Below are 21,870 nucleotides of genomic sequence, written 5' to 3'. Positions count from 1 at the left end.
GATTGGCTCCTGAATATTTATTGAAATGGCTCTGATTGTCAGAGCCAAATGTGATTATAGTCGCCTCCATGGGCTGTCGAAGCGCCCGATTTTCACCTCACCGGAAAGAACATCAAGGAGATGACCGTGAAGAATGCCGACCTGCAGGCCCGCAAGAACGCCGCCACCCCGCGCGGCGTCGGCGTGATGTGCGATTTCTACGCAGCCCGCGCCGAGAACGCGGAACTGTGGGATGTCGAAGGCCGCCGCTTCATCGATTTCGCCGCCGGCATCGCGGTGCTGAACACCGGCCACCGCCACCCGAAGATCGTCAAGGCGATCGCGGATCAACTGAACAACTTCACGCACACCGCTTACCAGATCGTCCCGTACGCGTCGTACGTCGAGCTGGCCGAGAAGATCAACGCACGCGCGCCGGGCGATTTCCCGAAGAAGACCGCGTTCTTCACGACCGGCGCGGAAGCCGTCGAGAACGCGATCAAGATCGCACGCGCGGCCACCGGCCGTCCGGGCGTCATCGCCTTCTCGGGCGGTTTCCACGGCCGCACGATGATGGGCATGGCGCTGACCGGCAAGGTCGCCCCGTACAAGCTGAACTTCGGCCCGTTCCCGGGCGACGTGTTCCACGCGCCGTACCCGAACGCCGTGCACGGCGTGACGACGGCCGACTCGATCAAGGCGATCGAGATGCTGTTCAAGGCCGACATCGATCCGAAGCGCGTCGCCGCGATCATCTTCGAACCGGTCCAGGGCGAAGGCGGCTTCAACCCGGCGCCGGCCGAATTCGTGCGCGCGCTGCGCAAGATCTGTAACGAACACGGCATCCTGCTGATCGCCGACGAAGTGCAGACGGGCTTCGCCCGTACCGGCAAGCTGTTCGCGATGCAGCACTACGACGTGCTGGCCGACCTGATCACGATGGCGAAGAGCCTCGCGGGCGGCATGCCGCTGTCGGGCGTCGTCGGCCGTGCCGACCTGATGGACGCGGCAGCGCCCGGCGGCCTCGGCGGCACGTATGCGGGCAACCCGCTGGCCGTGGCATCGGCGCACGCCGTGCTCGAGATCATCGACGAAGAGAAGCTGTGCGAGCGCGCGACGCAACTCGGCGACGTGCTGAAGGCGAAGCTGAACGCGCTGCAGGCCGACGTGCCGCAGATCGCCGACGTGCGCGGCCCGGGCGCGATGATCGCGGTCGAGTTCCTGAAGCCGGGTTCGGGCGAGCCGGATGCCGAGTTCACGAAGCGCGTGCAGACGCGTGCGCTCGAGCGCGGCCTGCTGCTGCTCGTATGCGGCGTGTACTCGAACGTCGTGCGCTTCCTGTTCCCGCTGACGATCACGCAGGTCGTGTTCGACGAAGCGCTCGTGATCCTCGAGGAAGTGCTGAAGGAAACGGTCGGCGTGCCCGCCTGAGTTCCTGCCTTCCGAATGCGCCGCCGCCGTCGTCACGACGGCGGCGGCCTTTTTATCCGTCATCTTCAAAGCAGGCGATTCATATGAGCACTGTTCAGGAAACCCTGGCACTGAAAGATCCGTCGCTGTTCCGCCAGCAGGCGTACGTCAACGGCGAATGGCAAGGCGCGACGAACGGCGAGACGTTCGAAGTCCGCAACCCGGCGACGGGCGGCCTGCTCGGCACCGTGCCGGCGATGGGCACGGCCGAGACGCGTCACGCGATCGAAGCCGCGAACGCCGCATGGCCGGCGTGGCGCAAGAAGACCGCGAAGGAACGCGCGGTCGTCCTGCGCAAGTGGCACGACCTGATGATGGAAAACGCCGACGACCTCGCGCTGATCCTGACGACCGAGCAGGGCAAGTCGCTGGCTGAAGCGAAGGGCGAGATCGGCTATGCCGCATCGTTCCTCGAATGGTTCGCGGAAGAAGGCAAGCGCGTGTACGGCGACACGATCCCGACGCCGGCGAGCGACAAGCGCATCGTCGTGACGAAGGAAGCGATCGGCGTGTGCGCGGCGATCACGCCGTGGAACTTCCCGGCGGCGATGATCACGCGCAAGGTCGGCCCGGCACTCGCCGCAGGCTGCCCGATCGTCGTGAAGCCGGCCGAGGCGACGCCGTTCTCCGCGCTCGCGATGGCCGTGCTGGCCGAGCGTGCGGGCGTGCCGGCCGGCGTGTTCAGCGTCGTCACGGGCGACCCGAAGGCGATCGGCGGCGAGCTGACGTCGAACCCGATCGTGCGCAAGCTGTCGTTCACCGGCTCGACGCCGGTCGGCCGCCTGCTGATGTCGCAATGCGCGGCGACGGTCAAGAAGGTGTCGCTGGAGCTCGGCGGCAACGCGCCGTTCATCGTGTTCGACGACGCCGATCTCGACGCGGCCGTGCAGGGCGCGATCGCATCGAAGTACCGCAACAGCGGCCAGACCTGCGTGTGCACGAACCGCTTCTACGTGCATGAAGCCGTGTACGACCAGTTCGCGCAGAAGCTCGCGGCAGCCGTCGGCCAGTTGAAGGTGGGCCGCGGCACCGAGCCGGGCGTCACGCAAGGCCCGCTGATCAACGAAGCAGCGGTGCTGAAGGTCGAGGCGCACATCGAGGACGCGCTCGCGAAGGGCGCGACCGTCGTGACGGGCGGCAAGCGCCACGCGCTGGGCCACGGCTTCTTCGAGCCGACCGTGCTGACGGGCGTCACGCCGGCGATGAAGGTCGCGAAGGAAGAGACGTTCGGGCCGCTCGCGCCGCTGTTCAAGTTCGGCAGCGACGATGAAGTGATCCGCCTCGCGAACGACACCGAATTCGGCCTCGCCGCTTACTTCTACAGCCGCGACATCGGCCGCGTGTGGAAGGTCGCCGAAGCGCTCGAATACGGGATGGTCGGCGTGAACACGGGCCTGATCTCGAACGAAGTCGCACCGTTCGGTGGCGTGAAGCAATCGGGCCTCGGCCGCGAAGGCTCGCACTACGGCATCGACGACTACGTCGTGATCAAGTACCTCTGCCTCGCCGTCTGACGGTTCAGGGCCTGGCACCGCTTCGGTGACAGGCCCTGACCGCCCGGCCGGAACCGGGCGGTCCGACGCGGGCCGGCGTCCCTCTCCGTCGTGCCCGCGTCGTCTCGTTACGCACGAGGTCGCCCCGCTCTGCGTACCCTGTTTCGATCGCTGTATCCGCCGATACGTCGTATCGCGCGCGAATCTCGTTCCAGTCTCATTTCTCACTTCGCTGCACGCCGCCAGATTGAGCGCTCCGCCTCGATCCGGTTTGCACGCGCATGAACACTTCATCCTACGGCCCCCCAGTGTGCAGAGTCAGTGCACGCAGGAACCGCTGCAGCGGGTGGTGCCGTGACATACGTTAATAGTCTCCGACTTGACGGACGGGCAGTTATAACGCTCGGCCGCGTTCTGCTCGATACCCCTTCGCGTCGACCTCGATGATCGCTTTTGATCATCAATCTCCGTCGGACTCCAAAATAAGAATCGTACTCGTTCTATAGACAGAGAAAGTCTTACCGGCCACTGTCTATGGCTCGTCCATACACAAGGTATCCGAGTCCATGGAAGAAGAACATGCCGCCTACCCGTACTTTATTCGCTCATCGATCCGGCTTTACGCGATGGTGCAGCAGCGACACACCTCGCAGGCCGATGCGGAAACAGAAGCACTCGCGCGCACTCCTACGACCATTGCCTTCGCAAAATTTCACGATCGACCAATACGCGATTTATGACCCGGAGTCAGCCGATTGGGTCTTTACCAACTTCGATTGAGGACATAGCCATGAGCCGACGAGCGATCAGGAACGGCGACGCAACGACGACAGGTGGAATCGTTATCGCAGGCACTGCAAGCATATTCGTGGACGACAAGCACATTGCCTTGGATGGCGACAAAGCGACGTGTGGAAATTGCGAGGGAAGGTTCCCGATAGCGGGAAGCGCGGTATCCGTCGTCGGTGACGGACGTGCCGTAGCCGTCGAGGGCGACGCGGTACTTTGTCCATGCGGACAAAACTTTTTAGTCGCGAGCAACAACTGCATGTTTTTCATTGAAGACAGCAGCGGCCATGGCTCGGCTACCCCCTTCATCGGATATTCGGCATTCCCACCCACGCGGTACGCGCCGGCATCGGACATTTACAGCGATCAATTTGTGATCCGCGACGTGAGGACGAAGCAACCGTTAAGCAACGTGCGCTACTGGATCAAGGATCGATCCGGAAACGTGCATGCATCCGGCGTGAGTGATCGGCACGGCTGTACCGTGCGCGTACGAACAGAACATGCGGAAGCATTGAAGCTTGTAATCGAGGACTGAAACGATGGGAAACCAAACTACCGTCGCCGAGACAACAACAAACACCACCGCAGGATCGCAGACATTTGCCGATGTTGACTTGCGACCGATCTGCGAAAACATGACCAATTCGGAATTCCGCAAGGTTTTTTCCGTAGCGCAAGGACGAGCGATTGACCGGTTGACGATCCGCATTGCTGATTTACAAAAGTGGTCGAAGGTCGATAAGGGCCGGGTATTCAAATGGTTCGGTCGAAATGACGAGCGCACGCGTATGCACCTACTCACCGGCCTGACGAAAGTGCTTGCCGTGGTTCGAGCATTCAACGAGAACAATGTGGTTCGAAGCGGCAGCGCTGGCGATCTTGCGACGGGTTGCACGCCTCACCCACGAGGAACGACAAACGAGGCCGCCCACGTATGCGCGCCGGACACGGCAACACACACGATCGCCATCAGTGGGCGATTCTGCACGATGCGCCCGTGGACAGCGAACGCTGATTCGCACGTGTCAACTATCATTCACGAAGCCACCCATTTCCAAGACACCATGTCGTCGACCGATGACCAATACACGATTACGCCCTTGCTCCCCGGTTGGGGACGGTCAAACCCAGACTTGGCAATCAACAATGCCGACAGCATCGCGGGGTACGTTGTTGACATTGAATAAGGTCGTCACTGCCGCCGCGCTCGTGTTGAGCTGCGCACATACGGCGTTCGCATGCGATGGTCCGTCGAACATGCCCGGTTGGGATTTCGATGTTCGATTCGACAACAATTCAAGCGACCTATCTACCTCCGAACTGGCGAAGCTGTCCGTATGGTCGAACGACATGCGCAATCGCTTCCCCATTGTCGATGTGGTGTCAGTTGTCGGATTGGCCGAGCCGACGGAACGAAGCGCGCAAGAGCTTGCGCACCGACGCGCAGCGAACGTCAAAAGCGCGCTAGATCAATTCTTGATTCGGGGCGAACGAAATTCGATGATCGCGCGAATCTACAAGCTGCCGTTTCCTGCGAGCGAGTTTGATGACAACGGGCGGCGCGTCGAGATCACATTCGGCCCGGGATGCCCTAACCACTGCTGCCCGAACCTGAATCCCACACCCAGGGCGCAATGAGGTAACACGACGCACCCACGCCGGCCCGCGCGATGCGGGCTGTCTTCCTCCTGCCTCGCAGGTTCCCGCGATTAGCGGAACAGGTTGAGCGCCTCCACCAGCCGCGTCGCCTGCTGCTTCAGACTCTCCGACAACAGGAATCCAATTGTGCAAGCCTGCCGGACAGCGGCCAAAATCACGCCGTCGTATGCGAACCCAGCCCGCACAAGCGAGGCATTGCCGGCTATTCGAAATTCTGCAGTGACTCGTTCGGCTAGCAGTATCACGAATCAAAGATAAAGGTAGCTGCGCATGGATGTGCGACGACCCACGAGTAGCGCCACACAGCAAACTCATCAATCGCTGACCATGGAACGCATCCCGGATGCGGGTGTCCTCATTCAAAAATGCCAACGGCGCCGCGGGTACGATATCGATGGCGACTAAACTCCTGACCGCCGCCGCGCTCGCGTTGAGCTGCGCACAGGCAGCGTTCGCCTGTGACGGTGCGTCGAACATGCCCGCCCATTACATCGATATTGTTTTCGATGCGGATTCGAGTGCGATTTCTCCGACCGAACTCTCGAGGTTGTCGGCATGGTCGAGCGACATGCACAAGCGATTTCCGATCATTGATACGGTATGGCTTATCGGACTGGCCGAACGAACCGAGAACAACGCGCAACAGCTCGCAACGCAACGAGCGGAAAACGTGATGGCTGTTCTGGATCGGCATTCGATCCGTGGCGAGAAAAGCGCCCTGGCGGGGAAGATTTTCAAGCCAGACGAGTTCGGTCAATCCGGGCGACGCGTTGAAGTGAACGTCAGTCCGGGATGCCCCAACCACTGTTGCCCGAACCTGAATCCCGTACCCAGGGCGCAATGACATAGCAGGACACGCCCAAACCGGCCCGCACAACGCGGGCCGCCTTCCTCCTGCTTCACGCGTTCCCGCCATCACCGAAACACGTTCACCGCCTCCACCAGCCGCGTCGCCTGCTGCTTCAGGCTCTCCGATGCCGCCGTGCTCTGCTCGACCAGTGCCGCGTTCTGCTGCGTGATGTTGTCCAGGTGCACCACCGCCTGGTCGACCTGCGCGACGCCCGTGCTCTGCTCGGCCGTCGACGAGCTGATCTCCGCGATCAGATCCGACACGCGCTTCACCTGCGTGACGATGTCCTCCATCGTCTTGCCCGCGCCGTCGACGATCCGCGCACCCGATTCGACGCGCTCGACGCTCGCGCCGATCAGCGTCTTGATCTCCTTCGCCGCGTTCGCGCTGCGCTGCGCGAGCGCCCGCACCTCACCGGCCACCACCGCGAAACCGCGCCCCTGATCTCCGGCCCGCGCCGCTTCAACGGCCGCATTCAGCGCAAGAATGTTGGTCTGGAACGCGATGCCGTCGATCACGCCGATGATGTCCGAGATCTTTCGCGAGCTGGCGGTGATGTCGTTCATCGTCGCCACCACCTCGCTCACCGCCTGCCCGCCGCGCCCGGCGGCTTCGCTCGCCGACACCGACAACTGGTTCGCCTGCAGCGCCGTCTCCGCATTGCTCGACACGGTCGCCGTCATCTCGGCCATCGATGCGGCCGTCTGCTGCACGCTCGTCGAAGCCTGCTCGGTGCGCGCGCTCAGGTCGTTGTTGCCCTGCGCGATCTCGTTGCTCGCGCGCTGCACGTTCAGCACCTGTTCGCTGACATCGTCAACCAGCCAGCGGAACATCAGCCCGAGCTGGTTGATCGTGCGCAGCGTCATGCCGATCTCGTCGACACGGTTCATCCGCACGCCGCTGCGGCTCTCGCCGGTCGCGACGCGCAACGCCTCGTCGCGCAACTGCACGAGCGGGCGCGCAATCTGCGCATCGAGCCACAGCCCCGCGGCCACCGCGGCGCCGGCCGTCACCGCCGCGAACGCGGCGAGCCCGCCACCGGCCAGCCCGCACGCCCAGCCGCCGGCCACCACGACCGGCGCAAACACGCACAGCGCCGCATGGAGCCGCGCCCGCACCGACATCGTCTGGAACAGCGACGTGAAACCGGCCACACCCTTGCGGACGATCAACCCCTTGTGAAAATGCCGGTTGCCGGCCCGACCTTCGCGGAAGTCCTTGTAGAGCGCCTCCGCGGCCGCGATCTCGTCGCGCGTCGCCTTCGTGCGCACCGACATGTAGCCCTTCGGCTCGCCGTTGCGCATCACGGGTATCGCGTTCGCACGCACCCAGTAGTGATCGCCGTTCTTGCGGCGGTTCTTCACGAGCGCGGTCCACGGCTCGCCGCCCTTGAGCGTCGCCCACATGTCGGCGAACGCCTCCTTCGGCATGTCCGGATGCCGCACGACGTTGTGCGGCTGGCCCTCGATCTCTTCGGGAGAAAAACCGCTGACCTGGATGAATGCCGCGTTCGCGTAGGTAATGTAGCTGTTCGCGTCGGTGGTCGACATCAGCGTCGCGTCGTCGGGAAAATCGAATTCGCGTTGCGTGACGGGCTGGTTGTTGCGCATGGTGTGGAGCTCCGGGTAACGGATCTTGCGTCCGCTTGTCGATTGATTCGCGACCCTGCACATTGCGGTCAATCCGCATGCGCATTGGTCATGCTCCTGCACTTTCGGCAACTTTTACGAAAACATTATGCCTTGCCCGGGTAAATATGCATTAAAAATGCATCACCTTGCCTTTACCGAACAATCCGTTTACTGATGAAACTAAACACCAGGCCAGGCAACGGTTTGACGAATATTCGTCTGATTAATCCGCGTAATTCGTCCGAATCGATTCAATGCATGAATGCAAAATCCTGAATACGAATATTTCTCGTTTCGCGTATTTTGATTGAATCGAAAAACCTGAACGCGCATTACGCGCGTCAATCACGATGTCACGATGCATCGATCGGGCGCGCACATCGCGTGCGCGCCCCGACAATCACCGGAACACGTTCACCGCATCCACGAGACGCGTTGCCTGTTGCTTCAGGCTCTCCGACGCCGCCGTGCTCTGCTCGACCAGTGCCGCGTTCTGTTGCGTGATGTTGTCCAGGTGCACCACCGCCTGGTCGACCTGCGACACCCCGGTGCTCTGCTCGGCCGTCGACGAGCTGATCTCCGCGATCAGATCCGACACGCGCTTCACCTGCGCGACGATGTCCTCCATCGTCTTGCCGGCCTCGTCCACGCGCCGCGCGCCCGACTCGACGCGCTCGACGCTCGCGCCGATCAGCGTCTTGATCTCCTTCGCCGCGTTCGCACTGCGCTGCGCGAGCGCCCGCACCTCGCCGGCGACCACCGCGAAGCCGCGCCCCTGTTCGCCGGCGCGCGCCGCTTCCACGGCCGCGTTCAACGCAAGGATGTTGGTCTGGAACGCGATGCCGTCGATCACGCCGATGATGTCCGAGATCTTTCGCGAGCTGGCGGTGATGTCGCTCATCGTCGCGACGACCTCGCCCACCGCCTGCCCGCCGCGGCCGGCCACTTCGCTCGCCGACATCGCGAGCCGGTTCGCCTGCAGTGCGGTCTCCGCGTTGCTGTCGACGGTCGCCGTCATCTCGGCCATCGACGCAGCCGTCTCCTGCACGCTCGACGCCGCCTGCTCGGTACGCGCGCTCAGGTCGTTGTTGCCCTGCGCGATCTCGTTGCTCGCGCGCTGCACGTTGTGCACCTGCTCGCTGACGTCGTCGACGAGCCAGCGGAACATCAGCCCGAGCTGGTTGATCGTGCGCAGCGTCATGCCGATCTCGTCGACGCGGTTCATCCGCACGCCGCGCCGGCTTTCGCCGGTCGCGACGTTCAGCGCCTGGTCGTGCAGCCGCTTCAGCGGACGCACGATCTGCGCATCGAGCCACAGGCCGGCCGCCGCCGCCACGCCGACCGTCACGCCGGCAAATGCCGCGAGGCCGCCACCGGCGAGCCCGCACGCCCAGCCCGCGCCGACGACCGCCGGCGCAAGCACGCACAGCGCCGAATGCACGCGCGCGCGCACCGACATCGTCTGCGACAGCGACGCGATACGCAGCAGCCCCGTGCGGATCACCAGCCCCTTGTGGAACCGGCGCTGGCCGGCCTTGCCGTCGCGGAACGCGCGATACAGCGCGTCGGCGGCCGCGCTCTCGTCGTGCGGCGCCCTCGTGCGCACCGACATGTAGCCCTGCGGCTCGCCGTTGCGCATCACGGGTATCGCGTTCGCACGCACCCAGTAGTGATCGCCGTTCTTGCGGCGGTTCTTCACGAGCGCGGTCCACGGCTCGCCGCGCTGGAGCGTCGCCCACATGTCGGCAAACGCCTCGCGCGGCATGTCCGGGTGGCGCACCACGTTGTGCGGCTGGCCGACGAGTTCCTCGTTCGTGAAGCCGCTCACCTGCGCGAACGTCGTGTTGGCGTAGGTGATGATGCTGTCTGCATCGGTCGTCGACATCAGCGTGACGTCGTCGGGAAAATCGAATTCCTGTTGGGTAACGGGCTGGTTATTGCGCATGCAAGGCTCCGAAAGGCGGATCTGTCGTCCGCGCCGCGCTGAAATCACGCTCAGTAGCCGAAAAACGGTTTATCGCTTAACGACGGTCTTCATCTTACTGTCGGCATATTGGGGAAAAACCTTACCCTTTCCTTGAATAAAATATCCAATTCGTCCGCCGCCATGATTTCGATCAAATAATCCGGCAATAATCGCCGCGAGCGTTCATCCCAATGTCACGCCACGCTGCGCAACGACGTCGCGTGGCAGACCCACGCCATCGACCGTTGCGCGCGGCGAAACGATTCCGTTTATCCTGCTCCATTCAACCGGTATTCGAATTCGATGAAAAAGGCATTACACGAACTGAATCGGCTGTCCTGGAATACCGCGACAGTCGCGCATAACAGCCACAAAGGCGATCAGGCCGCGTTTTTCCGCGCGGGCGGCTCGACGCTCTATCCGGAAGAACGCGAACTGCTCGGCGACGTCGGCGGGCTGCGGCTCCTGCACCTGCAATGCAACGCGGGGCAGGACACGCTGAGCCTCGTGCGCGAGGGCGCGGATGCGACGGGCGTCGACATCTCCGACGAAGCAATCGCGTTCGCACGGCAACTGTCGGCCGACGCGGGCCTGCCCGCGCGTTTCGAGCGCGCCGACGTGCTCGACTGGATGCCCGAGGCCGCCGCGCGCGGCGAGCGCTTCGACCGCGTGTTCACGTCGTATGGCGCGATCTGCTGGCTGTCCGACCTGAACGCGTGGGCGCGCGGGATCGCCGCGCTGCTCGCGCCGGGCGGCCGTTTCGCGATGGTCGAGTTCCATCCGTTCGCGCTGTATTTCGACGAACAGTGGAAGCCGCACTACGACTATTTCAAAAGCGACGCGACCGAGGAGCCGACAGGCGTCGGCGATTACGTCGCCGTATCCGGCACGGGGCTCGGCGCGCAGCACGACCATCCTGGCGTCGTCGATTTCGCGAACCCGCATCCGAGCTACGAGTTCATGTGGGGCATCGGCGAGGTCGTGAACGCACTCGTGTCGGCGGGGCTCGCGATCGACCGCCTGACCGAATATCCGTATTCGAACGGCTGGAAGGGCTTCGACGGCATGCGCGAGCTGGACGGCCGCCGGATGGTGCCGCCCGGTCACATGCCGAGCCTGCCGCTGATGTATGCGATCGCCGCGCATCGGGAGGCCGCATGACGCGCCGCACCGCCGCCGAACGCGACGCGCTTTGCGCACGCCCGCTCACGCGCGACGAAGTGCCGCTCGTGTGGACCATCGACCGGCGCGAGATCATCGAGCACCTGTACGTGCTGCGCGACGGCGCGCTGCATCTCGTTCCTGAGTTCTACGACGTCGGCGGCTGGCCGGAAGGCGAAGCCGACCACTACACGCCGATCCTGATCGACTGCCACGATCGCGGCGGCTGGTGCCTCGGCATGTTCGACGGCGAACGGCTCGTCGCGGCGGTCGTCGTCGACAGCCGGCCGCTCGGCCCGCACGGCGACATGCTGCAATTGAAGTTCCTGCACGTGAGCCGCGACTGGCGCGGCTGCGGGCTCGGCGAGCAGCTCTACCGCGCAGCCCGCGAGCAGGCGCACGCGATGGGCGCCGCACGCCTGTACGTGTCCGCGACGCCGTCGCAGCGCACGATCGACTTCTACCTGCGGCTCGGCTTCACGGTCAGCACAGCGCCCGACCCGGCGCTTTACGCGCTCGAGCCGGACGACATTCATCTGGAAGGGCCCGCGGCCTGACGCGCCGGCACGCGTATGAAGCGCGGGATGTCCCGCGTTGCCTCGGCTGCCCTCGGCCATCGCGCAATCACGGAGAGCAAAATTGCAGGACGAAGCACAGCCGCCAACCATGCCGAAGATCCTCGTCAGCATGTGCGTGGTCGGCCATCCGGTGCGTTACAACGGCTCGGCCAAGACCGCCGCGCACGCGGCACTCGAACGGTGGCAGCGCGAAGGGCGTCTCGTGCCCGTCTGCCCCGAACTGGCCGGCGGCTTCAGCGTGCCGCGCCCGCCCGCCGAAATCGCCGGCGGCGCATCGGGTCAGCAGGTGCTGTCGGGCGCCGCGCGCATCGTCGACGTGAACGGCACCGACGTGACAGCGCCGTTCGTCTCCGGCGCGCAAACCGCGCTGACCCTCGCGCGCACGCACGGTTGCCGCTTCGCTATCCTGGCCGACGGCAGTCCGTCGTGCGGCAGCACGTTCATCCATGACGGGAGTTTCGGGAACCGGCGGCGCGCGGGCGCCGGTGTCACGGCGGCGTTGCTGCGCGAGCACGGGATCGAGGTGTTCGCGGACACCGAGATCGACGCGCTCGAGGCGCGCCTCAGGGAGCTGTCGCAGGCCGGTTAACGACGATGCGCGGCACGAGCATCCTCGTGCCGCGCATCGTTTCCAAAGCGGCGAATCGATCGAGCGGCGAAGCGGCTCATGACCGCCGCTTCGCCGCGAGACATGAAACGCGGATCAGACGCGTTCGATCGCGATCGCAATGCCCTGGCCGACGCCGATGCACATCGTGCACAGCGCGAAGCGACCGTTCGTGCGATGCAGCTGGTACATCGCGGTCGTCACGAGACGCGCGCCCGATGCGCCGAGCGGATGGCCCAGTGCGATCGCGCCGCCGTTCGGGTTCACGCGCGGATCGTCATCGGCGACGCCGAGCATGCGCAGCACCGCGAGACCTTGCGATGCGAACGCCTCGTTCAGCTCGATCACGTCGAACTGGTCGATCGTCATCCCGAGCCGGGCGAGCAGCTTCTGCGTGGCAGGCGCGGGGCCGATGCCCATCACGCGCGGCGCGACGCCGGCCGTCGCGATGCCCAGCACGCGGGCGCGCGGCGTCAGGCCGAAGCGCTTTGCGGTTTCCTCGTTCGCGAGCAGCAGCGCGGCGGCACCGTCGTTGACGCCGGACGCGTTACCGGCCGTCACCGAGCCGTCCGGACGCACGACGCCCTTCAGCTTCGCAAGCGTTTCGAGCGACGTCTCACGCGGATGCTCGTCGCGCGACACGACCACCGGATCGCCCTTCTTCTGCGGAATCGTGACCGACACGATTTCCTCGGCGAGCGTGCCGTCCTGCTGCGCACGCGCGGCCTTCTGCTGGCTGCGCAGCGCGAACAGGTCCTGGTCGGCGCGGCTGACGTTGTAGTCGACCGCGACGTTCTCGGCCGTCTCCGGCATCGAATCGACGCCGTACAGCTGTTTCATCAACGGATTGACGAAGCGCCAGCCGATCGTCGTGTCGTAGATGTCGGCCTGGCGCGCGAATGCGCTCGCGGCCTTGCCCATCACGAACGGCGCGCGCGTCATGCTCTCGACGCCGCCCGCGACCATCAGCGCGGCCTCGCCCGACTTGATCGCACGGGCGGCCACGCCGACCGCGTCCATCCCGGAGCCGCACAGGCGGTTGATCGTCGAACCCGGCACACCCTGCGGCAGCCCCGCGAGCAGCGCCGACATGCGCGCGACGTTGCGGTTGTCCTCGCCGGCCTGGTTCGCGCAGCCGTAGATCACGTCGTCGATCGCCGTCCAGTCGACGTCGCGGTTGCGCTCCACGAGCGCCTTGAGCGGCACGGCGCCCAGATCGTCGGCGCGCACGCCGGACAGTGCACCGCCGTAACGCCCGATCGGCGTACGGATCCCATCACACAGAAAAGCTTCGGTCATCAGTGTCTCCGCTCCCAGGACAGGCTGGGGAATGAACAGGGCGCGCCCCTTGCATTGCCCGCCGGGATGCGCTTAAATGTTCTATATACGAACATAAGATCGTGTATCGAACGTTCAACGCATCATAGGGAGTGCGGGGACGACCTGTCAAGCGCCCGGTCCGCCGTGCGGTTGGCGTGTCGGGCCCCGTGCGCTATCTTCTCGGCTGCACGATATTCCAGGCGCTCATGACAACCGAAGACACTCAGACGAAACCCGGCGACTCCTACGTACAGTCGTTCGCACGCGGCCTCGCGGTGATCCGCGCGTTCGACGCGGCCCGTCCGGAGCAGACGCTCACCGAGGTCGCCTCGGCCACCGGGCTCACGCGCGCGGGCGCGCGCCGGATCCTGCTCACGCTGCAGACGCTCGGCTACGTCGAGGCCGACGGCCGGCTGTTCCGGCTCACGCCGAAGATCCTCGAGCTCGGCTTCGCGTACCTCACGTCGATGCCGTTCTGGAATCTCGCCGATCCCGTGATGGAGCAACTGTCCGAGCAGATCCACGAAAGCTGCTCGGCGGCCGTGCTCGACCGCACCGAGATCGTCTACGTGCTGCGCGTGCCGACCCGCAAGATCATGACGATCAACCTGTCGATCGGCAGTCGTCTGCCCGCGTACTGCACGTCGATGGGCCGCGTGCTGCTGTCCGCGCTCGACGACGCCGCGCTCGACGAAACGCTCGCGCAAAGCGGCATCCGCGCGCATACGGCGCGCACGATCACCGACCTCGGCGAACTGAAGGCAGCGATCGCACAGGTGCGCCAGCAGGGCTGGGCCGTGGTCGACCAGGAACTCGAAGTGGGCCTGATGTCGCTGTCCGCGCCGATTCGCAACCGGCGCGGGCAGATCATCGCGGCGATGAACATCAGCGGCAACGCGCAGCGGCATACCGCGAAGCAGATGGTGAAGGAGTTTCTCGAGCCGTTGCAGCAGGCCGCGCAGACGGTGTCGGAGCTGGTGGCGCGGCGCGGGTGAGCGCCGATCCGCGCGCGGGTACGCGCACGCCGCGCGGCGTGAAACGACGCGCGGCGCCCTGTGTCGGCCGGCGCGACGGCGTTGTCCAGGACAGCCGCCCGCTCGCAGGCGTACCGGCGCGCCGGCGGCGTGCCGTGCGTCAGCCGTTGCCGACGAATGCGTCGCCCATCGGCTTCGTCCGGATGCCCGGGGCCAGCCGGGTCCACGGCAACTCGGCCGGATCGGCCGTCATCGGGCCGGGCGCCGTGGCAACGAGCACCGCCTCGGCGATCCCCTGGAAGTCGGCGCGAAAATGCACCGAGCTCTTGTTGACGAGGATGCGCATCGCTTCCGGCTCGACGCCGCCCACGCGATAGAGATTGCGGTCGAGCATCTGCGCCTTGCCGCTGCTCACCACGATCAGCACACCATCGATCCGCAGGCAGGCGACGGGGCCGATATCCGCGCGCATGCCGTTCATCATCGGGCCGTCATACCGGCATACGCCGTCCGACAACTTCACGACCTCGAAACGCGCGTGGACCGGCTCGTCGCCGGGCACGCCGGAAACGCCGCCGAGCGCCAGCTCGACGAACGCCCCGACCCCGGCGCGATGAGCCGCCGCGGCGGCAGCCGGGTCCCAGATCAGGCCGATCGCCGCCTCTCTCGCGCCATTGCGCAGCAACGCCCGCAGCATGCCCGTCGTGTTCGAGTCGCCGCCCGCGCCGGGGTTGTCCTGCGTATCGGCGATGACGACCGGCTTGCCGGCCCCGTCGGCAAGCCGCATCGCTTCGCGCACGGCGGCATCGGGCGACAGGAACGGCACCTGCCACGCGGCCTCGTCCGCCAGCATCCTGTCGTAGAGCGCCTGCACGGCGGCCTCGGCCGACGCGGCGTCATCGCCGTAACCCCAGATGACCGGGCCGCATTCGGGAAAATCGGCCGCCGGAAAACCCGGTGCGAACGACAGCGATACCACGGCCCCGGTTTCCAGCGCCGCGAGCTGCGCATACATGCCGCGCGAAGGCTCGAGCAGCGTGCACATGCCGTTGATCGGGATCAGGAACGGCAGCCGCCGCACCGCGCGATGCAGCGGGCGGCCACCCGCCGCCCGTGAGACGAGCAGGCGCTCGAGCAGCGCGGCCGCGCGTTCGCCGGTCTCGGCCATGTCGACATGCGGATAGGTGCGGAAGGCGACCAGCGCGTCGGCCTCGTGCAGCATCTTCGCGGTGACGTTGGCATGCAGGTCGAGCGACACGACCACCGGCACGGCCGGGCCGACCGCGGCGCGCACGCGCTCCAGCAACGTGCCTTCGCCGTCGTCGGTATGCTCGGCGACCATCGCGCCGTGCAGGTCGAGGTACACCGCGTCGTAGCCTCCGCCGCGAACCGCCGCGAGGATTTCACCGGCAATGCGCTCGAACGCATCCTCGGTCACGTGGGCCGACGGGCTCGCGCCCGCCCAGATGACCGGCAGCAGGGTCCAGCCGCGTCGCTCCGCCGCGACGATGAATCCGCCCGCGGGAATGTTGACGTCGCGCAGCGCAAGCACGTCGTCGCCCCGCACCATGGCCGGGAAGCCCTCGCCGCGCTCGAAGTTCGCGTAAGCGGCTTTCGACGGCGCAAACGTATTGGTTTCATGCTGAAAGCCGGCAATCAAGATCCGCGTGTTCAAAAACGTGTCTCCGGAAATAGGTAGTCAAGGCACGGGCCGTGCTGCGCCGCGACGGAGGTCGCGAGCGCCTGCGGGCCCGCGATATCACGCTGTCGCCAACGCGTCCTGCGGCGCGGGCAGCCGGTTCGCCACGAGCACCGCGGCGCCCGCGACCAGCAGCGCGACCATGACCAGCAGGCCGGCTGCCATGCTGCCCGTCGCCGAGTGGATCGCACCGATGATGGTCGGGCTCAGGAAGCCGCCGATCAGGCCGATCGTATTGATCAGCGCGATGCCGCCCGCAGCCGCGTCGCCCTTCAGGTATTGCGACGGAATCGCCCAGAACACCGTGTACGCGGCCCAGATCATCGACGTGGCGATCGTCATGCCGACCAGTGAGATGACGAGATTGCCGTTGGCCGTCGTCGCCACGGCCAGCGCGATCGCGCCGATCAGGGCCGGCACGGCGCTGTGGAAACGGCGTTCGCCGCGGCGGTCCGACCGGCGGCCGATGACGATCATCGCGATCGCGGCGCAGACGTACGGGATCATCGAGTACAGCCCGATCTGCATCGTGTCGGTCACGCCGTCGGCCTTGAGGATCGACGGCAGCCAGAAACTCACCGCGTAGATCCCGCAGATGATCGTGAAGTACGCGAACGCCAGCAGGTACACGCGCGGGTCGCGCAACACCTGTCCGAACGAGTGATGACCGGCGCCGGGTGCGTGCAGCTCGGCGGCGAGCATGCGCTTCTCGTCGTCGGTCAGCCAGGTCGCGTCGGCCGGCCGGTCGGACAGGACCTTGAGTGCGAGCGCGCCGAGCAGCACGCACGGCAGGCCTTCGACGATGAACATCCACTGCCAGCCGGCCAGGCCGTGGGCACCGGACAGCCCGGTCATCAGCCACGCCGACAGCGGCGAGCCGAAGGCGCCGCCGATCGGGCCCGCGAGCATCACGACCGCCATCACGCCGGCCATGCGGCGCTGGCCATACCAGTAGGTCAGGTAAAAGATCATCCCCGGCGCGAAGCCGGCCTCGAACACGCCGAGCAGGAAACGCATCCCGTAGAAGGTGGTCTCGTTGTGGACGAACATCATGCCCGCCGAGGTCAGGCCCCACAGCACCATGATTCGGCTGATGGTCTTGCGTGCGCCGATCCGCGGCAGCAGTAGGTTGCTCGGGATCTCGAACAGCACGTAGCCGAGAAAGAAGATGCCCGCGCCCAGCCCGTACACCGCATCGGAGATGCCCAGGTCGCTCTGCATCGAGAGCTTGGCGAACCCGATATTCACGCGATCGAGATAGGCGAACGTGTAGCAGAGCAGCAGAAAAGGCAGCAGGCGCCAGTTCAGCTTGCGATACAGGGCCTGATGCGCCGGGCTGTCGGGCGCGACCGGGTCTTGAGGGGATGGAATGGCGGACATGCGCTCTCCTTTAGGGCGTATTGCTTCGAATCCCGCATCGATGATCGACTCCGTTCGAATCGTCGAGGAGCCGAAAAAGCAGCGCAATAGCAACCTAAGCGAGTTATCGTTGCTCAACGAGCAACACTTCAACGGCAAACGGACCGACACCATGCGCGAACTGAACCAGCGCCGCCTGCGCTATTTCCATGAAGTCCTGACGCACGGCTCGATCCGCGGCGCGGCCGACAGCATCAACACGTCGCCGTCCGTCATCACGCGGCAGATCCGGCTGCTCGAGGAAGAAATCGGGGCGCCGCTGTTCGAGCGCCAGCCGCGCGGCGTCCGGCCGACCGAAGCCGCGGCGCACCTGCTCGAATACTGGCGCGGCTGCCGCTCCCAGCAGGAACTGTTCGAAGACCGCCTGCAGGCGCTGCACGGCCTGCAACACGGCCAGATCCGCCTCGCCACCAGCGAAGGCTATATCGACTGCCTGATGGACGAGGTGCTCACCGATTTTTGCGCGCGTTATCCGAAGCTCGACGTCACCGTCGATATCCTTCCGGTCAGCACATTGCTGCAGGAAGTCGCCGAGAGCCGCGCGCATATCGGCCTCGCCTACAATCCCCCGGCGCATCCGGATATCGAGTACGTCGCCACCGCGCCGCAGCCGGTGGTGGCGCTCGTGCATCCCGGGCACCCGCTCGCCGTGCGGGGCCGGCCCGTCGCGGTACACGAACTCGCCGGGTATCCGCTCGCGCTGATGCCGCCGGCGTTCGGTCTCGGGCAGGCCGTGCAGATGCTCGCCTATGCGGAGAACATCCAGCTCCACCCGACGCTGACCACCAACTCGCTGGCCGTGCTGCGCCACTTCGTCAGGCGCAACGACGGCGTCACGCTGCTCGCGGCGTTCGCGGCCTATCAGGAACTGGAGGCGGGAGAACTCGTCGCCGTTCCCGTCGCCCATCCGCTGCTCGAGGCAGCCAACGCGCGGCTGCTGGTCAAGGCCGGCCGCACGCTCGGGGTGGCAGCCGATACGCTGCTGCGCGGCATTCTTCGGGACATGAAGATGTTTTCGGACGCGGGCGGGCGCAACGGCGGGACGACGGCGCGCGGCAAGCCAGGCAAGCGTGCTGCCGTGCGTCGCGGCGGGCCATGAACGTCCCTGCTGACGATGCAGCCTGCGTCCGCCGGCCGTCTCCAGGCGGCCGACCCGGTTCGGGGCCGGGATCGAGCGGCGAGCGATTATCTGAGGAAACCGAAGTTTCTCGACGATTTCGTAAAGGTCGGGTTCGTCGCACGCGACGCGCGCCGCTCGTCACGCGCCGAGCAACATCCCCTTGCGCACGGGCACTGCGCCCGTCACGCGGCCGAGCGGCGCGCCGGCCGTGACGAAACGGATCGCGCGGCGCATGTAGAACACGCCGTCGGTCCCGCTCGAGATCGTCGTGATCGCATCGGTCAGCGGATCGACGATGTCGAACAGCGGATCGCCGGCGCGGATCGTCGCGCCGATCGCCGCGCGGTGCACGAGGATCCCGCTCACCGGTGCGTAGAACTGCTCGCTGCCCGCGAGCGGCGTGGCCGGCGCGGCGAGCGGCGGCAGCGGCACGCGTTCGCCGCGTACCGCGCCGCGCCACACGAGATAGGCGACGAGCGCATCGGCATCGCGCTCCGCATGGTCGTACGTGACGTCGCGCTGCCCCCGGCACTCGACCGTCACGGCCACGGCGCCGGCCGCCATCGGCGTGCCGGCCGGCAAGTGCTGCCGCAACTGCGACCACAGCAGATGATGCGCATCGTCGAACGCGTGCCCGCCCGAATCCTCGGCGAGCAGCGACACCTGCGCGCCGAGATAGCGCGCAAGCGGCTCGACTTGCGGCCACGCGGTATCGCTCGTGTACATGTGCATCACCGCTTCGAGCGAGCAATGCAGGTCGATCACGACCTCGGCGTCGAACGACAGCTTCAGCAGCGCCAGTTGAAGCGCATCGAATTCCGTACGCGGTGCGATATCGTCGAGCGCCGCGCCGACACATTCGCGCACGATCGCGCGATTGCGTTCACCGTCGTCGCCGAGCCGGTCGCGCGCACGCGCGGCGAGGTCCGCGAGCGGCAGGAAGCCGCGATTGAAGTTGCGGCCGCTCGCAAGGTCGAAACGGCCGATGAACTGCCCGAGCAGATGATGATTGAGGCCGACCGGGTTCGCGACCGGCGCGAGCACGATCTCGGCCGCGAGCCGGCCTTCGGCCTCGAGCTGCGCGAGACGCCGCTTCAGCACGAACGCCGCGAGCATCGCGGGCGTCTCGTCCGCGTGCAGCGCGGCCTGCAGGTAGATCTTGCGGCCGGTGCCGGCCGGCCCGAAATGAAAGCTCGTCAGCGTGCGCTGCGTGCCGATCGACGGCGACAGGAGTGGCGTGGTGCGAATCTGCATCGAGGGTCTCGAACGGATGAAAACGGGGCCGCGGGTACAACGGCGCGGTGGCTCGGCGCTCAGTCGCCGTACGGGTTGAAGTCGAAATACTTCTTCGCGATCCGGTCGTAAGTACCGTCCTTCAGCATCGACGCGATCGCGCCGTCGATCGACGCCTTGAGCGCCGTATCCGACTGCCGCATGCCGATGCCGACGCCGCGATCGCCCATGTCGAGCGGCGCGCCGACGAACGCGAAACCGTTGCCCTTCGGCGTGCGCAGGAAGCCGTAGTCGGCTTCCACGGTGCCGAGCAGCGCCGCGTCGAGGCGGCCGTTGACGAGATCGGCGAACACGTCGTCCTGGCTCTTGTACGGCACCACGCTCACGCCGGCGGTCGCCCAGTGCGCGAGCGCCCACGATTCGAACTGCGTGCCCGACTGCACGCCGACACGCTTGCCGGCCAGCGACGCGGTCGTGCTGCCGAGGCCGCTTCCGGGCCGCGCGACGAGCCGCGACTTGAAGCGGAACAGCTTCGACGAGAACAGGATCTGCTTCTCGCGCTTTTCGGTGATCGCCATCGACGACAGGATCGCGTCGATCTTGCGCGCCTGCAGCGCGGGAATCATCCCGGAGAATTCGAGCTCGACCCACTGGCAGCGCAACTGCGCGCGGCGGCAGATCTCGTTGCCGAGATCGACGTCGAAGCCCTTCAGGCTGCCGTCGGGCGCCTTCGAATCCATCGGCGGATAGGTCGGATCGATGCCGAGGCGCACGACGTGCGCGTCGAGTGCAAACGCGGACGTGGCAGCCCAGCCAAGGCACAGGGAAACGAGCGGGACGAGGATACGTTTCATGGTCGACGGAGGACAGGAAGGAAGGCAAACGGCATCAGCCGGACTGCCTGCGATCGTAGGCGGCACGGGCCGCCGCCGGAACCATCGACTGTCTTATCATGATCGGTATTTCCGATCACCGGCCCCGCGCGTGCCCATGGCGTTCACGCTCTCCCAGCTCCGCATCTTCCAGGCCGTCGTCGAGCACGGCAGCCTGCGCGCCGCCGCACGCGCGCTCGATCTCGCGCAGAGCGGTGTCACGCAGCAGCTGCAGAGCCTCGAGGCAACGCTCGGCGCGACGCTGTTCACGCGCACCAATCGCGGGATCGTGCCGACGGCCGTCGGCCAGCGGCTGCTCGCGCGCTCCGGTTCGATCCTCGGCGAATGCGAGCAGGTCGAGCGGGAGATCCGGCAGTTGAGCGGCGCGTACGAAGGCACCGTCACGCTCGGCCTCGTGGCCGAACCGCTGATCGACGCGTTCGCGCCCGTGCTGAGCGCGTTCCGCGCGCGCTTCGACAAGGTCGACGTGCACCTGCGCACCGGCACGTCGCGGATGATGATCGGCTGGCTGCGCGAAAGCGCGGTGGATTTCGCGATCGCACTCGTCGCGAAGCAGACCGACACGACCGATCTCGCGGTCACGCCGTTGCGTGCGTCAGCGCCGGTGGTCGTGTGCCGCAACGGGCATCCGGCGATGCACGCAAAATCGCTCGCCGAACTGGCCGGCTACCCGTGGGTGTCGACGCGCTCGCCGAACCTGAGCGCCGACCCGGTCGTGAACCGGCTGCTCGCGTACTTCGACGCGCACGGCCAGCCGCCGCCGAGGATTCTCGCGACCGTCGAAGGGATGTTCGAGACGCTGCAGATCGTCACGCAGACCGATTCCCTCGCGCTCGAAACCGAAGCCATCACGCGGCACGGGCCGTTCGCCGGCGCGCTCGCGAAGGTGCCCGTGCGCGAACAGGCGGAATCGCAGGACATCTGCCTGCTGCAGCGCGCGGCCGTGCCGCTGACGCCGGCCGCGCAGGAACTCGCGACGATGCTCGCGTCGTACCTGCGGATGGTGCGCGGGCGGTAAGCGCGTAC

20 protein-coding genes are annotated in these 21,870 nt (G+C 66.0%); 13 read left to right on the top strand and 7 right to left on the bottom strand.

Going from position 1 to position 21,870, the window contains the following annotated elements; all coding sequences use genetic code 11:
* Positions 1-126: 126 nt before the first annotated feature.
* From ABIC51_RS03185 to ABIC51_RS03155, 7 genes are all read left to right on the top strand, one after another.
* Positions 127-1,410 carry a 4-aminobutyrate--2-oxoglutarate transaminase gene (locus tag ABIC51_RS03185; protein WP_027790460.1) on the top strand — a complete coding sequence of 428 codons (1,284 nt, stop codon included), beginning with the start codon at positions 127-129 and terminating at the stop codon, positions 1,408-1,410.
* Positions 1,411-1,493: 83 nt separating this feature from the next.
* On the top strand, positions 1,494-2,963 hold the full coding sequence (gene gabD / locus ABIC51_RS03180; protein WP_021156413.1) for an NADP-dependent succinate-semialdehyde dehydrogenase: 1,470 nt from the start codon (positions 1,494-1,496) through the stop codon (positions 2,961-2,963).
* A 545-nt stretch (positions 2,964-3,508) separates the two neighbouring features.
* Positions 3,509-3,682, top strand: a complete 174-nt coding sequence (locus tag ABIC51_RS03175) for a hypothetical protein (RefSeq protein WP_155635659.1) — start codon at positions 3,509-3,511, stop codon at positions 3,680-3,682.
* 50 nt (positions 3,683-3,732) lie between these two features.
* Entirely contained in the window at positions 3,733-4,269 is a 537-nt protein-coding gene (locus tag ABIC51_RS03170; RefSeq protein ID WP_081075790.1) for a PAAR domain-containing protein, read from the top strand.
* 4 nt (positions 4,270-4,273) lie between these two features.
* Complete coding sequence (locus tag ABIC51_RS03165) at positions 4,274-4,921, top strand: M35 family metalloendopeptidase (RefSeq protein WP_048028574.1); 648 nt, start codon at positions 4,274-4,276, stop codon at positions 4,919-4,921.
* Positions 4,914-5,372: an OmpA family protein gene (locus ABIC51_RS03160; RefSeq protein WP_226128779.1), complete on the top strand. Its 459-nt coding sequence runs from the start codon at positions 4,914-4,916 to the stop codon at positions 5,370-5,372. Before ABIC51_RS03165 ends, ABIC51_RS03160 begins: the two co-directional genes overlap by 8 nt.
* A 415-nt stretch (positions 5,373-5,787) precedes the next feature.
* Entirely contained in the window at positions 5,788-6,237 is a 450-nt protein-coding gene (locus tag ABIC51_RS03155) for an OmpA family protein (protein WP_146253724.1), read from the top strand.
* Positions 6,238-6,308: 71 nt separating this feature from the next.
* Here ABIC51_RS03155 and ABIC51_RS03150 read toward each other — a convergent pair whose 3' ends face one another.
* Positions 6,309-7,853 carry a methyl-accepting chemotaxis protein gene (locus tag ABIC51_RS03150; protein ID WP_027790459.1) on the bottom strand — a complete coding sequence of 515 codons (1,545 nt, stop codon included), beginning with the start codon at positions 7,851-7,853 and terminating at the stop codon, positions 6,309-6,311.
* 421 nt (positions 7,854-8,274) lie between these two features.
* Entirely contained in the window at positions 8,275-9,819 is a 1,545-nt protein-coding gene (locus tag ABIC51_RS03145) for a methyl-accepting chemotaxis protein (protein WP_027790458.1), read from the bottom strand.
* Between the two features lie 324 nt (positions 9,820-10,143).
* Here ABIC51_RS03145 and ABIC51_RS03140 point away from each other — a divergent pair, with 324 nt between their 5' ends.
* From ABIC51_RS03140 to ABIC51_RS03130, 3 genes are all read left to right on the top strand, one after another.
* On the top strand, positions 10,144-11,001 hold the full coding sequence (locus tag ABIC51_RS03140) for a class I SAM-dependent methyltransferase (RefSeq protein WP_091920585.1): 858 nt from the start codon (positions 10,144-10,146) through the stop codon (positions 10,999-11,001).
* On the top strand, positions 10,998-11,558 hold the full coding sequence (locus tag ABIC51_RS03135) for a GNAT family N-acetyltransferase (RefSeq protein ID WP_175862857.1): 561 nt from the start codon (positions 10,998-11,000) through the stop codon (positions 11,556-11,558). Before ABIC51_RS03140 ends, ABIC51_RS03135 begins: the two co-directional genes overlap by 4 nt.
* Before the next feature lie 109 nt (positions 11,559-11,667).
* Positions 11,668-12,168 (top strand): 2-thiouracil desulfurase family protein, encoded by a 501-nt coding sequence (locus tag ABIC51_RS03130; protein WP_175898694.1) that lies wholly within the window; start codon positions 11,668-11,670, stop codon positions 12,166-12,168.
* A 114-nt stretch (positions 12,169-12,282) separates the two neighbouring features.
* On the opposite strand, the gene pcaF is transcribed toward ABIC51_RS03130, so the two are convergent.
* A complete protein-coding gene (pcaF, locus tag ABIC51_RS03125; RefSeq protein WP_146253727.1) occupies positions 12,283-13,485 on the bottom strand; it encodes a 3-oxoadipyl-CoA thiolase in 1,203 nt (400 codons plus the stop codon).
* Positions 13,486-13,712: 227 nt separating this feature from the next.
* On the opposite strand from pcaF, the gene ABIC51_RS03120 reads away from it, so the two are divergent.
* Positions 13,713-14,501: an IclR family transcriptional regulator gene (locus tag ABIC51_RS03120; RefSeq protein ID WP_027790453.1), complete on the top strand. Its 789-nt coding sequence runs from the start codon at positions 13,713-13,715 to the stop codon at positions 14,499-14,501.
* Positions 14,502-14,640: 139 nt separating this feature from the next.
* Here ABIC51_RS03120 and ABIC51_RS03115 read toward each other — a convergent pair whose 3' ends face one another.
* On the bottom strand, positions 14,641-16,155 hold the full coding sequence (locus ABIC51_RS03115; RefSeq protein ID WP_175862855.1) for a M81 family metallopeptidase: 1,515 nt from the start codon (positions 16,153-16,155) through the stop codon (positions 14,641-14,643).
* 84 nt (positions 16,156-16,239) lie between these two features.
* Entirely contained in the window at positions 16,240-17,559 is a 1,320-nt protein-coding gene (locus ABIC51_RS03110) for an MFS transporter (protein WP_027790451.1), read from the bottom strand.
* A gap of 151 nt (positions 17,560-17,710) precedes the next feature.
* Here ABIC51_RS03110 and ABIC51_RS03105 point away from each other — a divergent pair, with 151 nt between their 5' ends.
* A complete protein-coding gene (locus ABIC51_RS03105; protein ID WP_027790450.1) occupies positions 17,711-18,697 on the top strand; it encodes a LysR family transcriptional regulator in 987 nt (328 codons plus the stop codon).
* Positions 18,698-18,856: 159 nt separating this feature from the next.
* Here the strand turns inward: ABIC51_RS03105 and ABIC51_RS03100 are convergent, their stop codons facing one another.
* Positions 18,857-19,972, bottom strand: a complete 1,116-nt coding sequence (locus ABIC51_RS03100; RefSeq protein ID WP_175854566.1) for a succinylglutamate desuccinylase/aspartoacylase family protein — start codon at positions 19,970-19,972, stop codon at positions 18,857-18,859.
* Between the two features lie 59 nt (positions 19,973-20,031).
* Entirely contained in the window at positions 20,032-20,805 is a 774-nt protein-coding gene (locus ABIC51_RS03095) for a transporter substrate-binding domain-containing protein (RefSeq protein ID WP_059699752.1), read from the bottom strand.
* 136 nt (positions 20,806-20,941) lie between these two features.
* On the opposite strand from ABIC51_RS03095, the gene ABIC51_RS03090 reads away from it, so the two are divergent.
* Complete coding sequence (locus ABIC51_RS03090) at positions 20,942-21,862, top strand: LysR family transcriptional regulator (protein WP_059523296.1); 921 nt, start codon at positions 20,942-20,944, stop codon at positions 21,860-21,862.
* Positions 21,863-21,870: the final 8 nt, after the last annotated feature.

Source organism: Burkholderia sp. 572, assembly GCF_040545135.1.
Classification (GTDB): Bacteria; Pseudomonadota; Gammaproteobacteria; order Burkholderiales; family Burkholderiaceae; genus Burkholderia; species Burkholderia cepacia.
The sequence above is the reverse complement of the archived record's forward strand: the minus strand, read 5'-3'. Positions and strand labels throughout refer to the sequence as shown.